The following is a 13,387-nucleotide window of genomic DNA, read 5'->3' on the forward strand; positions in this document are numbered from 1 at the left end:
CACGCATCATGGCGACCAAGAAGAGGAACCGGAACCTGCTGGAAGACCCGCGCTATGCGGAGTTCGTGGAGCGGTATCACGCCGACCCGCTGCGCTTCGCCGTGGAGGTGACGGGCTTCATGCCCAGCGCCGACCAGATGGACTTGTTCCAGGCCATCACGCCGGAGAATGCCAAGGTGTCCGTGGTGTCTGGCACCGGCACCGGCAAGACGGCCAGCTTCGCGCGCATCGCGCTCTGGCACTTGCTCTGCTTCCCCGTGGCGGTCTATGACGGCAAGGTGGAGGTGGGCAGCAACACCTACATCGGCGCGCCGTTCATCCAGCAGGTTGCCGACGGAATCTGGAAGGAAATGCAGGATGCCCGCATCGCCATCGCCAACGGGCCGCACGCTTGGCTGAACGACTTTTTCACCATCACGAAGACCCGCGTGCATGTGAACGGGTTTGCCGAGCAGTGGTTCATCACCCAGATCGCCATGAAGAAGGGCGAGGCCATCGGGGTAGCGGGCAAGCACCGATACTGGCAGCTCATCATCATCGACGAAGCCGCCGGCGTGTCCGACGACCACTTCGACGTGATCGACGGCACCCAGACCCAGGGCGGGAACCGCACGCTCATGGCGTCGCAGGGGGCGCGCAACGCCGGGCGCTTCTACGATTCGCACCATACGCTGAAGCGCGAGAACGGGGGGAGCTGGCACGCGCTGCGCTTCAATTCCGAGCTGTCGCCCTTCGTCACGACCCAATGGCTGCGCGAGCGCGCGAACGAGAGCGGCGGGCGTAGTTCCGTCGAATACCAGATCCGTGTGCTGGGCCTGTTCGCCCAGAGCAGCAGCAACGTCCTTCTGACCCGCGCCGACATCGAGGGCGCCTTCGAGCCGCGCAAGCTGATCGCCGACGACGAACCCTGCGGCCTGGTGGTGCTGTCCGACGTGGCCCTGGGCGAATACCGCGACGATTCGGTTGCCATCGTCGCCAAGATCATCGGCGACACCGACCACGGGCCGGACGCGCGCCGCGTGGAATACATCGAAATCCCCATCGCGGCCAACGACAAGAACGAAATCGACCTTGCCGGCGACCTGGTGAATCTCGTCGGCAAGCTGTCGAACGCGACGCTCTACGTCGATGCTGGTGGCGTGGGCGCGACCGTGTGCAAGCTGATCGAGCGTTCCGGCGCCACGGTGGTTCGGGTGAATTGGGGCATCCCCTGCTTCAAGAACGAATACAAGAGCCGGTTCTACAACCTGCGCGCGTGCGCGATGGTGCGCTTCCGTGATGCCGTCCGGCAGGGCCGCGTGGTGCTGCCGCAGGGTATTTCCAAGAAGCTGCGCGAGAAGATCATCGACCAGGGTTCCCGGCTGCCGTACCACTTCAGTGAGGCCGGCGGCCTGCGCTACGTGATGATGTCCAAGGAGGACATGCGGCGCGAGGGCATCAAGTCCCCCGACTTGATCGACGCCATGAGCTTTGCCTTCCTCGAAGGCGCTACCTACATGGTGAGCGACAGCGCCGGGGAATTGACCAACAGCCTGACCGACGAGGTGTCGAAGAAGGCCGCCGAAATGTTCGCCGACGTGTAGGAGAAACCCGATGATGAAGGACGCAATTACCCGCATCTTTGCCGTGGCCGTCACCGGCCTGGCCGTGTCTATGGCCGTCGTGAGCGCATGGCAGCGCGCCGGCGCGGAGGTGGATAGGTGGCTGCTGGCCGGGCTGTCGTCCGTGATCGTGCTGGCCGTGCATCTGCTTCCCGCGCTGCTGGGCCGCTTCTCCCGTCTGGTGGTCTGGCCGGTCTGGTGTCTATGCTTCCTGGCTGCGCTCTGGGGGCATATCTGGTTCTTCGCCAACGCCAGCCACGGCGCCGCCGAGGGCCGGGCCGCGTCATCCGCCAAGGCCAGCGCCATGCAGGAGCAGCGCGCCGCCATCGAGGCCGAGCTTTCCCAGAACAAGGCCCGCTCCGCCGCGACTGTGGCGGGCATCCTTGCTGGCACGAAAGACCCCCAGCGCCGCGCCGCGCTGGAAATCGAACTGGCCCAAGGCAAGCGGGCGAACGACCTGCGCGCCCGGCTGACCGCGCTGACCGACCAGGAAGCTGCCGGGGCCGAGGTGGATCCCGTGGTGGCGCGCGTGGCCGCCGTGACTGGCCTGCCCATCGAGGCTTTGAATACGTGGTCTGGGGTGGTGATCGCCATGCTGCTTGAAGTGCTGGGCTCCCTGCTGTGGGTGGCGGCGCTGGCCGGTCAGGCTGTCGCGCGGCGGGGCCAGCCGGACGACGCCGACATGGTGGAACGGCTCTACGCGGCTCTGGAAAACAGCGAAATCAGCCCGACCGCCGAGGACGTTTGCAAGTTCATCGGTGGCTGCAACCACGACACCGCCCACCGCCTGCTGCGCGGCCTTGAGGTGCGGATGAAGGCCAGGTAGCCCGCAAGAACGGGAAAAAGCGACCCTGCCAGGCGACGCCCGCGACCTACCATCAGGCGAGTGAAGAAAGGGGGCTCCCCATGCAAACCAACGTCATCACCTACAACCTGAAAGAGCGGGGCCGGCAGTATCGCGGCAAGGAGCGGCATTTCAACATCCGCGCCATCGTCGCCGCCATCAACGGCCCGGCCTGCCAAGAGCGCGTGCGCAACCGCGACATGCAGGGCTACTACGGTCACTGGCCGCGCATCAAGTTCGGCCTGAACCCTGCCGAGGGCGGACTGGAAGGCGGCAAACCGTCCATCGTCGAACCGGCTCTCGTGACCACGCTGCTACGCGCGCACGACGACGGCACCATCGAGCACCAAGCCGAGTTTCTTGATACCGATTCCGGCCAGGTGTCCGCAAAGCTGTACGCCAGCCGCACCGGCGGCTTTTCGTCCGCCATCGACCAGACCCGGCCCGAGTTCTTCGGCTTCGACTACGTGCTGGAACCGAACTACAGCACGAACCGGGGCTACACCCTGGACGACGTGCGCGACATGACGCTGGACGACATCGAGGCCGCCATCTACGACGAGCAGTTGCGCGGCATGGCCCGCCTGCTGGACGCCGCGAACAGCGAGCGCGAGCGGGCCTGCGAAGTGATCGAGCGGTTGAGCGCCGAAAACGAACAGCTTCTGTCCATGCTGGCCGCCAAGGGTATCGATGCTGGCACGGCGCTGGACGCCGCCGGGATTGCCCCGCTGGTGCTGGCCGGTGGCGTGAGCGAGCGCATGGCGCGCGACATGGCCGCCTTCCATAACGCCGGCGCACTGCCGCGCTTCATGGAACCGAAGCCGGAAGAGGCTCCCGCCGATCCGCTGTATGGCCGGCTTATCGGCAAGTTCACCCGCTGATAGGGCGCCGCGATGCTCCAACCCGTCAAGGAAGCCTTCGGGCAGTTCATGGGCCGCTTCTACGCGACCCTCGTGCCGACCACGAAGCCGCTGGAAGGCTATGTCACGCGCGGGGTAGCAAAAAGCATGGCCTGGGCACCGTCCCGCATGATCGACGCCGCCGAGGACATGCTTTCCCTCTGGATGCGCAGCGACATCCACGACGCTCCCACGCGCCCGCCTGACATGCCCGCCATCCTCGTTGCGCTGGCGAAGGACTACACCCCAACTGGGCGCGACTACACCCGCCAGGTGGCCGACCGGGAAATGGTCGTCATCCCCACCGACGAGAAGGAGCGCATGTTCGGCCTGCGCGCAGTGGCGGGCGACATCCGGGCGCAAATCGTCATCTTCGCCACGGACGAGCCCACGGCGCACTCGCTGGCCGCGCAATTCGGCCTGTTCCTCGATGCCACGCCGAACCGCCGATTCACGGCGCGCTACACCTTTGCCAGCCAGCCGATGGACTGGCCCGTGCAGGTGGCGCTTCCCGACGTGCCGGCCATGAACATCCCGACCGAGGCCAAGAACCTGACGGTGCTCGCCATCGACATCACCCTGCGCGCGGAAATCCCGCTCTTCGACGCTCCCAAGACTGGCGAGCCGAATGACGGCAAGGGCACGCCGGGCGACGCTGCGGATCCTGCCGGCTACCTCGTGGTGCAGCAAATCGGCATCACCAGCCGCGAGGCCGGGCCGAACGGCGGCGCGACCGACATCAGGCCCTACGGCGTGGCTGTGCCTGACGCCGGCGGCGAAGGGGGCGGGGCATGATCCAGATTCAGGCGACCTTCACCGGCTACGGCGGCCAGCCGTGCAGCCTGTTTTCGGCCTACGACACCGACGCCCGCGTGCTGGTGGTGAGCGCCGAGGCCGGATACCGCGCCGACCGCCGCGAGGGTTGCACCATCCTGACCAACGTGCCGGACATCACCCGCGACAAGCTCTTCGCCGATGCCGACCTGCTGCCTGCCATCGCCGCCTTCCAGTCCCTGAAGAACGGCGTGGCGGCGGACGGCAAGGCCCCGCGCCTGGTGTTCGGCGACCGGGCGAACCGGGCGAACCCCGGCAATGCCATCGAGCAGGACGGCATCGAAACCAGTGGCCCAAAGTACCGCATCAACGCCAGCGTGACGTGCGCGCAGGTGGCCGCGCTGGCGACCTGCCTGTACGCCCTGCGCTCCGACACGGTGGAAAGCACCGTCCGCATGGCTGAAGCCTTCCGGCACCTGGCCGGGGGCGGCATCCTGACCATCTGAAAGGCCCGGCCATGCTCGACCAAGACACCCGCGCCGCCAAGTCCTTCTACCGTGAAGTCCGCAAGTTCGCGGAGAGCGTCAAGCCCTGGGACACCACGGCCATCTACTACGAGACGAAGCCGGACGAAGCCCTCGACCTGACGCTGGTTGCCCAGCGCGTCTATGGCCGCCGCGACGAATACCTGACGGTCATGGCCGCCGCCGGCCTGGACAGCATCGACCAGCCGCTTCCCCAGAAGCGCATCGTGCTTCCGAACGAGGGCCAGCTCATCGCCATCAAGCGCCGCGTCGGGTTTGAATCCATCGCCGACCTGCGCGAAGCTGGCGCGCCGTCCTGGGCTGGGGCATAGGCATGGCGACCAAGAAGCCCACGGGCCGCTCCGGCGGCGGTTCCAGCCCCAGCGGCTGGCTGCCCAAGCTGCGCGGCTCCGCGACCGACCAGAAGGCCCGCGCCGCCGAGGACGCCGCCCAGCGCCGTGCCGCCGGCGAATCCGCAAAGTCCGTCATCCTCAACGCCAAGGACGTGCAGGGCGAGTACGACGCCCACCGGATGCTGATGACGACGATGGGCGGGAAGGTGCGCCCCCTGACGCATGACGACCTGGCGCAGTTCCGCCACAACGTCCGCATCGCCCAGGGCCGCTACAAGGGCGGCATCCGCGCCCGGCAGGTGCTTGACCTGTCCCTTCCTGATGACCGCGCGCGCGCCAATGCGGAGATTCGCACCGCCGTTCCAGTGGCCGCCTACGGGAGCAAGGTGCGGTTTATGACCAACGCCGGGCCGAACTCCGACGTGTCGCACCACCACGTCATCGTCGATTTTCTGTCCTACGCCTCTGCCGCGTCCGGCGCGCGCGGGGACGGGAAGAAGTCGGCAGCGTGGATGCGAAAGGAACCGCTGCGCATCGAGTGCGACTGCGGGCGCTGGCGCTACTGGTTCCGGTACATCGCCACCATCGGCAAGTTCAACGCCGGGCGCGACGAGACGGGCTACCCGAAGGTACGCAACCCGAACCTGCACGGCGTCGCCTGCAAGCACATCCTGCGCGTCATGGCCGAGGTGGAATCCTCGCCATCCATCCAGAACTTCCTCGCCCGGCTGATCGACAAGGCCCGCGCCCAGGACAACAACCGCGTGAGCGTGCAGATGTCCCAGGAAGAGGCCGAAAAGCTGGCCGGGAAACCTGCCGCCCGCATCCGCGATGTGGAAGCCACCATGCGCCAGCGACAGCGCGCACGGGAGCGCGCCGCGCTTGTCCGGGCCGCCAAGAAATCAGCGCCCCCGCCGCCGAAGAGGAAGGCGACCGCAACCCGCCGCGCCGTTCAGTCGTCGGCAAAGACCCTGGCCGCCCAGTTCGGCATGACGCCCGAGCAGGTGATGAAGCTGCTGGCCCAGGCCCAACAGAACCAGAAGGGATAGAGCGATGCTCAACAACGTGCCCGAGGCAATCAACCGCATGGCCCGCAATGTCGTGGTCAATCACCCCAACGCCTTCAACATCCAGCTTTTCCGCAAGAACGTCACGCGCTCCGGTGCCGGCGAGGAAACGGTGGATGGCAACCCGACGCTGGGCGGCCTGGCCGTGCTCAATACCGGCGATGAAGAGCAGTTCGAGTACGCCTACGTCGGCAACGGCTACGCCCTGCCGGCGGATCCCTTCGGGGCGTCGCCGATGATGGACAGGAAGGACGCGAACACGGGCGGTATCGACGAGTTCCGATTCCTCATCGAGCCGGAAGGCCCGTCGGGCAGCGCGGAGTGGTTCGACGTGCGCACCAACGACGTGATCTACGTGCTGCTGGGCGACGGCCCGAACCCGGCGCGCATCGCCTTCGAGGTCGTCGGCTACGAAACCACGTCCAACATCCCGCCATACACCACCCGGTATGTGACCAACCGCCGCGACGACCTGCACCTGCCCGCCGTGCCGGTGGAAGACATTGAAGACGGGGCGCTGGATGAATCCTGAACAGCTCCACATCATCCCGCTGGGCGACTTTCGGGAGCACGAAGTAAGCGATTCGTGCTGGTGTCGCCCGACATCCGACGATGATGAGCCAGGTCTGTTCGTACATCACGCGATGGACGGGCGCGAGCAATTCGAGAGCGGCGAAAGGCTCCCGTCGTAGCCCCTGGACGGGGTAGTAGAAAACCGGAAAAACCGCCTTTGGCGTGATTTTGCGGCCCGGAGAATGACCAGCAGTCGGCTACCAGTCGGCATTTCCTGTGTTTGAACTTCTCCGAAAGGACACGAAACCATGACCAAGCGCATCCAACAGGATTACTTCAAGCGCGAGACTGCCGAAGTATCCAATTTCATCACCTCCCTGAAGGACAACGTCGCCCCGAGCGGCACCTTCGATTCCGCCGCAGCCGCCGACTTCATGGCGACCGCGACGAGCCAAAGCTCGGGCGTCAAGATCCCCGAAACCCTGCAAGCCGTCCTCGACGACTGCAAGGACGATGCCGAAAAGGAGCGCGTCACCCGCGCCATCCTCGACGGCGTGAAAATCTACGAAGAGCAGCACGGCATGACCGTCCCCGCTGACGTGGCCGAGCAGGCTCTGCACCTGGCCTACGCCACCACCAGCGAAGCCAAGCGCAAGTACGGCGCTGCGCTGGATTCGGCCTCGTCCGTCCATCACGATCAGGGTTCCATCCAGCCGAACCGCGCTGTGGTGTCCATCCTGACCACCTTCGCCGAAGCCATCCCGTTTGCGCACTACCTGCCGGCGGACATCGGTTCCAACGAAGCCAAGCTCGCCATCGTCAGCCACCAGGCCGGCAATACCTTCGGCGCCTACTCGCAGAACGACCTGCTGGACGGCACCCACTCCGGCGGCGCCTACGTCGGCGCGTCCCGCGTCAATACCAGCACGCCGCTGACCGCTGACGGCACCGTGGGCGGCAAGCTGACCGTCGGCCAGGCCACCAGCGACACCTGCGACCAGAGCGCTACCGGCGTCAAGCTGCTGCGTGGCCGCTCGCAGGTGTACGTGAATGGCGTGCTCGCCGCGCAAGAGCCGATCAACAGCTCCGGCTCCGGCAACTCGCCCATCAACGGCAGCATCACCATCGCGGGCACCACCTATGTCATCGGCGGCACCATCAACACCGATACCGGCGTGTATGCGCTGACCACGACCCCGAAGATGCCCGACACCATCCCCGTGACGGTGGAAGGCTTCATCGACTTCGAGCGCGACCCGAGCGTGACGCCCTCGATCATCACGTCCGTCAGCACCTTCCCGCTGTACGCCGCCCCGTGGCGCGTCATCACCCGTCAAAGCATCGACGGTCGTACCCAAATGGCGAACGAACTGAACCTGGATCCGTACAGCGAAAGCATCATCGCCATCCAGAACCAGTTTGCCAACGAGCGCCACTACAACGTGCTGGCGAAGGCCCGCCGTTTGGCCGCGAACAACCAGTCCACCTACAACTTCGACTGGGCGAATCGTTCGACGCAGCTCAAGCGCAACGACATCTGGCACGACTTCGGCGCGGCTCTCGCCAATGCGTCGCAGCAGATGGCCGTCGATACCATGAACCACGGTATCACCCACCTGTATGTCGGCAAGGACATCGCTTCGCAGTTCCTGACGCTCGCCAACGACATCTTCGAGCCGTCGGGCATCGCCGTCCGTCCGGGCATCTTCCGTGTGGGCCGTCTCTTCGGCCAGTACGAGGTGTACTACACCCCGAAGGAAGTGGCCGAAACCGCCAACAGCGGCAACATCCTCTGCGTGGGCCGTGCTACCGACGTGGCGCGCAACCCCATCGTCCTGGGCGATGCCGTTCCCCCGACCGTCAAGCCCCTGCTGGCCGGCGATGACCTGCGCGAAGGCGCCGGCTTCTACGCCCGCAACTTCACGGCGGTCAATCCGCACGGCCCGTCCTCGCTGGGCTGCGCCACCATCAACGTGACCAACCTGCGCTAATCGCCCAGACCGGAAAGGAGCACCAACATGACCAAGATCGTCAAGCTGGGCGCTCCTTCCCTCACGGGGAAGGACGCCAACCAACTGGTGGCCGAGGCTTTCGCCGACGCCAAGTACCCGCTCACCGTCACGGTGAAGAACCACATGCCGCGCGATGTGGTTTTCCCCGAGGTGCCGGGCCTGTTCCTGAAGCACGTCGCCAACGACAAGGAAAGCGCGAAGACCGTCAAGGTTGCCTCGCACGACCTGTTCCAGCGCGTGGCTTCGAGCATCGAGCAGATCGCCGAGCTCAACCGCTACAAGCTGGCCGTGACCATTTCCGCCGGCGCTATCCCGGCTGAAACCGATGGCGATGCCAGCGGTGAAGGTGCCGGCGGCGCGGGTTCGGGCGAAGGTACGGGCGCCAGCGGCGAGGGCGGCGAAACCATCGTCAAGAAGCCGTCCGAAGGTCTGTCCTACGACCAACTCAAGGACGCGCTGAAGGCCAAGGGCATCGAGTTCCAGGCCAATGCCAAGAAGGCCGACCTGGCCGCGCTGCTGGACGCCGTTCCTGTTGCCCCCGAGGGCGACAAGACCGCCGACCCTGCCGCGCCGACCGGCGATGCCAGCGGTGAAGGTGCCGGCGCTGCCGGTCAAGAAAACGGCGCTGCCGACGGCCAACAAGCCACCGGCGCGTAATAGAAGGGAGAGGCCATGAGTACCGCTTTCGTGCGACAACTCGGTGCGGAATCCGGCGTTCAGCTCAACCCGCTGCGCGACAACTCCGAAATTCCCGCCGGCGATAACTCCGACCAGGTGTTCGGGATCATGATGCGGGCCACTCGTGGCCGTATCGACAAGCCGTTCGCCGTGGATCGCGGCAACGTGTTCAAGAAGCTGGGCAACGGCGAGCAGGTGCGCTTGTCCGCGCTCAACGAGGCGTGGGTGCATGTCGTGGAAGCCCTGAACAAAGGCGCTTACCAGGCCATCATCCAGCGTCTTTCCACGACCTCCGCCGCCATCAAGTGGCTGGTGGTGGCCGTCGAAATGACCGCCGGCGACCCGGCAGCCGAGCCGCCCGTGGCTCCGGCCCCGACGGGCGACTTCACCTACACGGTGATGACCGAAGACGCCTTCGAGGAACTGGAAACCCCGTTCCTGTTTGCCGTCAAGCACCTGGAATGCCACAACGACGGCATCCAGATCGAGTTCCGCGCGGAATCCGTGCAGGACGCCGGCCTGGATGTCGCCAACGACAAGCTGACCCTGCGTCTGCGCGACAAGGACGACAACCTGCTGTACGAGTTCTACGGCTCGCTGAAGTCCGATTCCAAGGACGACTACGGCAACTCGAACTACCTGCCGGACGTGGCCCAAGGCCAGACCGATGCTGTCGAATTGCAGACCGGCGTGCTGGGCGCTGCCGCTGTCATCGCCGCCGGCTCCGAAGCCTACGGCTACGACACCAACGGACGCCAGCAATGGGCGAAGTCCGGCGTGCAGGTGTGCTTCTCCGAAGGCGGCACGGCCTACACCACGCAGGACTACATGGGCGCGCGTGAAAAGCTGCAATACACGCAGTTCGACTACGCCTATATCTCGTCCGGCGGCACGCAGGCCCCGGCGCTGCTGGCCCAGCTCGCGCAACTGGCGTTCGACACGAACCGCCAGCTCCGCTTCGACATCCCCGGCAATCTGTCGGTGGAAGCGGCCATCGCGTTCGTCAATCAGCTCAACATGGGCGCCAGCCAGACCGCGCATCTGATGCACGCCTTCTGGGCTCCGCTGAAGTCCGACGACCCGACGGGCGTGAATCCCAACGGCTACTTCGGCACGGCGACGCTGAACATCGCCTACGCCTGCGGTCGTAACGCCCAGGTGAATGCCAAGGGCTTCGCGCCGAAGAATTACCCGATTGCGGGCCGCGAATGGGCTATCCAGCGCGTGAAGATCACGCAGACCGTCAAACTGCGCGACCAGGACTTGAACGCGCTCGCGCGCGCCAAGATCAACCCGGTGGCGTACGAAACCTACACCGGCGGCGGGCGCTACGTCTTCCGCGATTCGCTGACCTGCGCGCTGGTCGAATCCAGCCTCAAGAAGCTGATCGCGGTGGCCGACATGAGCACCAGCATCGACGAGGCCGTGACGCGCGCTGCGAAGGACAACCTGCAATTGCCGATGGACCTGTCGGTGAAGAAGACCAAGGACTTCCTGCAAACCCTCTTCGAGGGTGCGGAGGCGTCCAAGTGGATCGTGCCTTCCAGCGAGCCGGAAATGGGCGGCAAGGCGTTCGTGTATGACGTGCGGCCCAATGAAATGCGGCCCTACGAAGACATGGATGTGACCTACGCCCTGCGCTACGACGGCACGAACCGCCGCACCTTCGTGACGCAGACCTTGAGCAAGTAACCGCCACCCGCAAACCGTATAAAGGAAAGGAAGCAAAACCATGAACGTGACTGAAATGCTGCGTGGCGCGCTCAAGCGCCCGGATCCCGCTGCCAAGAAGACGCTGGACAGCGCCGACGACAAGGAGCCGAAGCTGTCCGGCGCCGACGACTACACCATCGCCGACATTTCCGTGTCGGCTGTGGCCGCCGTCCAGCAATGGGCCGAAACCGACGACCTGGACGATGGCGAAAGCTACGCCGACCGCCTGATGGCTCTCTTCGTGGGCATCGCTGATGCCAACAAGGACGGCGACATCACCGAAGACGAGCAGGGCGTCCTGCAAGTGGCGCTCAACACCGCCTGGGACTACCTCGTGAAGTGCGGCGTGTCCGAAGAGGACGCCGGCGCGCTGCTGAACGACTGGGACGGCGAGGCCGCCGACCGCGTGCGCGACCTGGTGGCATCCGTGCTGCCCGATGGCGAAGACGGCGCCGGCGATGACATCGACGCCTTCGTGTTCTCCGACGACGACCAAGAGCCTGCGCTGGACGCTGCCTACCGCAAGAAGGTGGTCATCCGTAGCGGGAAGAAGGTGCGCATCAACAAGCGTATCTCCGGCCACGTCCGCCTGTCTGCCAAGCAGAAGGTGGCGATCCGCAAGGCGCGTATGAAGAGCCATTCCGCCGGGGCGATGATGCGCCGCATGAAGTCCCTGCGCATCCGCCAGCGCGCGGGCCTGAAGTAAGAAGTTCTCCTTGCCATGATGGGGCCTTGGGCGCTGCTGCGAGAGCGGTAGCGCCCTTTTTATTCTATGCCGAACATCCCTTCCATTCTCCCGCCCACACTGGTAGGCGGCGGCCTATCCTCTCTCTGGGACGGGCTTTCGCCGCACCTTATCGCCAGCTTCTACGAGGTGGTCAAGACCGGCGACGATTCCTGGGGGCGCACCTCGCAGAGCGACGCGGCCACCGTGCTCGCGCCGCTGACCGAGGCGAACATGGAAATGGTGCTGAACTGGCAGAGCCCGTTCGAGCAGGCCGGGCCGGAATCGAAGGCTCCGGCGCTCATGGCGATGCTTCAGTCCGGCGCGCTTCAGCCCATCGTCGATGTCATGCTGCCCGGCAACAAGTCGGGGACGAAGACGGAGGGCGGCGCCCAGCAGAAGTCCAACGACTTTCTCAAGCAATTCGAGGGGCGCACCGGCATCACGAAGCTGAACAGCACGCAGGTGTTCAACGGGATGCCGCCGGTGAAGATCCAGGTGGTGGCCCTGTTCCGCGCTTGGCGCGACCCGGCAAGCGAGGTCGAAGCCCCGTTCAACAAGCTGATGGAGTGGGCCTTGCCAATCGAGCTATCGAAGGACGGCTCCCTGCTGGCGCGCGCCGCCGAGACGACGAAGGGCGACATGGGCTATGTCGAAGCCCTGATGCCGTCGAAGTCGCCCACGCGCGTCGCCATGAAGTTCAAGGGCCGTACCTACTCGCCGCTGGTGATCGAGTCCATCGGTATGCCCATGAACTCCCCCGTGGATGCGAACGGCCAGTACGTCGAGCTCGCCGTGCCCATGACCCTCTGCACGCTGACCGCCCTTGACCGCAAGGACTGGGCGAATTCCCAAAAAGTCAGCCTCACGTAGGAGCACCAGACCCCATGATCTACTTTCCCCCACTTCGCACGCGACGCCTGACGCTGCAACTGCGCGAACTGTCCATCGGCGATTCCCTGGCCCTGGCCGCCATGCCCGGCCACATGGAAGAGGCCAGCACCACGGCCTTCCTGCACGCCGCCGTCGATGCGTCGAAGGGCGGTGTCGATGACCCGGCCCGCTGGACGGTGCAGGAGCGCATCCTGGCCGTCTGCCACTATCTTTCCGCCACGACCGAGGACGGCCCCGACTTCTCGCTGGGTGCCGGACGCTACTCGGACTACCTGCAAGGTGAGGCCGACATCCAGACTTCGGTGCAGGCCGTCGAGGTCGGTGAGGTCGGCGGCGACACCTGGCACGTCCGGCACCTCACTGGCGCGATGGCCGAATCCATCGAGCGCATGGTGGGCGAGGTCGAGGGCCTTTCTGGCCGCCTGCATTGGTTGTTCGGCGCGATGGCCGCGCAACTGCTGCGCACCGGCGAGGACGCGCCCGAGGCCGCTGACGGCGAAGGCTCGTTCGACGAATACCTGCTGGCGCGCGTGCGCGTGCTGAAGAGCTACCCGGACAGCGATTTCACGCGGCTGATGGGCTTGTACCTGGAAGGCCGCGACAAGCTGCGCCATTTCTTCAAGCTGGAATTCACCGAGGACGGCATCGTGGCTATGCCGAAAGGAGGGGTGGCAAGCAACTTGCCGCCGGCCCGATTTCCGGTTCATTCCTGTCTCTCCCGAATGGCGCGCGAGTTGGTCGGAAAACCTGATGGGGACGGCATCTAGCCTCACCCTATATTCATCCACATC

The 13,387-nt window shown here is 65.4% G+C and carries 14 protein-coding genes; all 14 read left to right on the top strand.

The window, feature by feature from the left end; translation table 11 throughout:
* Positions 1-8: 8 nt before the first annotated feature.
* The 14 genes from GAK38_RS01885 to GAK38_RS01950 all read left to right on the top strand — a co-directional run bounded on the left by GAK38_RS01885 (position 9) and on the right by GAK38_RS01950 (position 13,363).
* Positions 9-1,583: a hypothetical protein gene (locus tag GAK38_RS01885; RefSeq protein ID WP_325340949.1), complete on the top strand. Its 1,575-nt coding sequence runs from the start codon at positions 9-11 to the stop codon at positions 1,581-1,583.
* Positions 1,584-1,593: 10 nt separating this feature from the next.
* Positions 1,594-2,427, top strand: coding sequence for a hypothetical protein (locus tag GAK38_RS01890; protein ID WP_325340951.1), 834 nt, complete (start codon positions 1,594-1,596; stop codon positions 2,425-2,427).
* 80 nt (positions 2,428-2,507) lie between these two features.
* Positions 2,508-3,326 (top strand): hypothetical protein, encoded by an 819-nt coding sequence (locus tag GAK38_RS01895; protein WP_325340953.1) that lies wholly within the window; start codon positions 2,508-2,510, stop codon positions 3,324-3,326.
* A gap of 48 nt (positions 3,327-3,374) precedes the next feature.
* Positions 3,375-4,139: a hypothetical protein gene (locus tag GAK38_RS01900; RefSeq protein ID WP_325340955.1), complete on the top strand. Its 765-nt coding sequence runs from the start codon at positions 3,375-3,377 to the stop codon at positions 4,137-4,139.
* Positions 4,136-4,624, top strand: coding sequence for a hypothetical protein (locus GAK38_RS01905; RefSeq protein ID WP_325340957.1), 489 nt, complete (start codon positions 4,136-4,138; stop codon positions 4,622-4,624). Before GAK38_RS01900 ends, GAK38_RS01905 begins: the two co-directional genes overlap by 4 nt.
* 11 nt (positions 4,625-4,635) lie before the next feature.
* Positions 4,636-4,974, top strand: a complete 339-nt coding sequence (locus GAK38_RS01910) for a hypothetical protein (protein WP_325340959.1) — start codon at positions 4,636-4,638, stop codon at positions 4,972-4,974.
* A 2-nt stretch (positions 4,975-4,976) separates the two neighbouring features.
* Positions 4,977-6,044, top strand: a complete 1,068-nt coding sequence (locus tag GAK38_RS01915; RefSeq protein ID WP_325340961.1) for a hypothetical protein — start codon at positions 4,977-4,979, stop codon at positions 6,042-6,044.
* 4 nt (positions 6,045-6,048) lie between these two features.
* Positions 6,049-6,594 (top strand): hypothetical protein, encoded by a 546-nt coding sequence (locus GAK38_RS01920; RefSeq protein ID WP_325340963.1) that lies wholly within the window; start codon positions 6,049-6,051, stop codon positions 6,592-6,594.
* A 289-nt stretch (positions 6,595-6,883) separates the two neighbouring features.
* Entirely contained in the window at positions 6,884-8,566 is a 1,683-nt protein-coding gene (locus GAK38_RS01925) for a hypothetical protein (protein WP_325340964.1), read from the top strand.
* 27 nt (positions 8,567-8,593) lie between these two features.
* Positions 8,594-9,244, top strand: coding sequence for a HeH/LEM domain-containing protein (locus tag GAK38_RS01930; RefSeq protein ID WP_325340966.1), 651 nt, complete (start codon positions 8,594-8,596; stop codon positions 9,242-9,244).
* Positions 9,245-9,259: 15 nt separating this feature from the next.
* Positions 9,260-10,957 carry a hypothetical protein gene (locus GAK38_RS01935; RefSeq protein ID WP_325340968.1) on the top strand — a complete coding sequence of 566 codons (1,698 nt, stop codon included), beginning with the start codon at positions 9,260-9,262 and terminating at the stop codon, positions 10,955-10,957.
* A gap of 55 nt (positions 10,958-11,012) precedes the next feature.
* Complete coding sequence (locus tag GAK38_RS01940; RefSeq protein ID WP_325340970.1) at positions 11,013-11,684, top strand: hypothetical protein; 672 nt, start codon at positions 11,013-11,015, stop codon at positions 11,682-11,684.
* Between the two features lie 168 nt (positions 11,685-11,852).
* Positions 11,853-12,575 (top strand): hypothetical protein, encoded by a 723-nt coding sequence (locus GAK38_RS01945; protein ID WP_325340972.1) that lies wholly within the window; start codon positions 11,853-11,855, stop codon positions 12,573-12,575.
* Between the two features lie 14 nt (positions 12,576-12,589).
* Positions 12,590-13,363, top strand: a complete 774-nt coding sequence (locus GAK38_RS01950) for a hypothetical protein (RefSeq protein ID WP_325340974.1) — start codon at positions 12,590-12,592, stop codon at positions 13,361-13,363.
* Positions 13,364-13,387 lie beyond the last annotated feature (24 nt).

It is taken from the genome of Xylophilus sp., from assembly GCA_009914555.1.
Classification (GTDB): domain Bacteria; phylum Pseudomonadota; class Gammaproteobacteria; order Burkholderiales; family Burkholderiaceae_C; genus WNDY01.

What these genes read in the sequence shown, in the direction of transcription:
- GAK38_RS01915 (WP_325340961.1), top strand. Translation starts at nt 4,977, where the DNA reads ATGGCGACCAAGAAGCCCACGGGCCGCTCCGGCGGCGGTTCCAGCCCC.
- GAK38_RS01925 (WP_325340964.1), top strand. Translation starts at nt 6,884, where the DNA reads ATGACCAAGCGCATCCAACAGGATTACTTCAAGCGCGAGACTGCCGAA.
- GAK38_RS01920 (WP_325340963.1), top strand. Translation starts at nt 6,049, where the DNA reads ATGCTCAACAACGTGCCCGAGGCAATCAACCGCATGGCCCGCAATGTC.
- GAK38_RS01940 (WP_325340970.1), top strand. Translation starts at nt 11,013, where the DNA reads ATGCTGCGTGGCGCGCTCAAGCGCCCGGATCCCGCTGCCAAGAAGACG.
- GAK38_RS01910 (WP_325340959.1), top strand. Translation starts at nt 4,636, where the DNA reads ATGCTCGACCAAGACACCCGCGCCGCCAAGTCCTTCTACCGTGAAGTC.
- GAK38_RS01950 (WP_325340974.1), top strand. Translation starts at nt 12,590, where the DNA reads ATGATCTACTTTCCCCCACTTCGCACGCGACGCCTGACGCTGCAACTG.
- GAK38_RS01885 (WP_325340949.1), top strand. Translation starts at nt 9, where the DNA reads ATGGCGACCAAGAAGAGGAACCGGAACCTGCTGGAAGACCCGCGCTAT.
- GAK38_RS01930 (WP_325340966.1), top strand. Translation starts at nt 8,594, where the DNA reads ATGACCAAGATCGTCAAGCTGGGCGCTCCTTCCCTCACGGGGAAGGAC.
- GAK38_RS01935 (WP_325340968.1), top strand. Translation starts at nt 9,260, where the DNA reads ATGAGTACCGCTTTCGTGCGACAACTCGGTGCGGAATCCGGCGTTCAG.
- GAK38_RS01895 (WP_325340953.1), top strand. Translation starts at nt 2,508, where the DNA reads ATGCAAACCAACGTCATCACCTACAACCTGAAAGAGCGGGGCCGGCAG.
- GAK38_RS01890 (WP_325340951.1), top strand. Translation starts at nt 1,594, where the DNA reads ATGATGAAGGACGCAATTACCCGCATCTTTGCCGTGGCCGTCACCGGC.
- GAK38_RS01900 (WP_325340955.1), top strand. Translation starts at nt 3,375, where the DNA reads ATGGGCCGCTTCTACGCGACCCTCGTGCCGACCACGAAGCCGCTGGAA.
- GAK38_RS01905 (WP_325340957.1), top strand. Translation starts at nt 4,136, where the DNA reads ATGATCCAGATTCAGGCGACCTTCACCGGCTACGGCGGCCAGCCGTGC.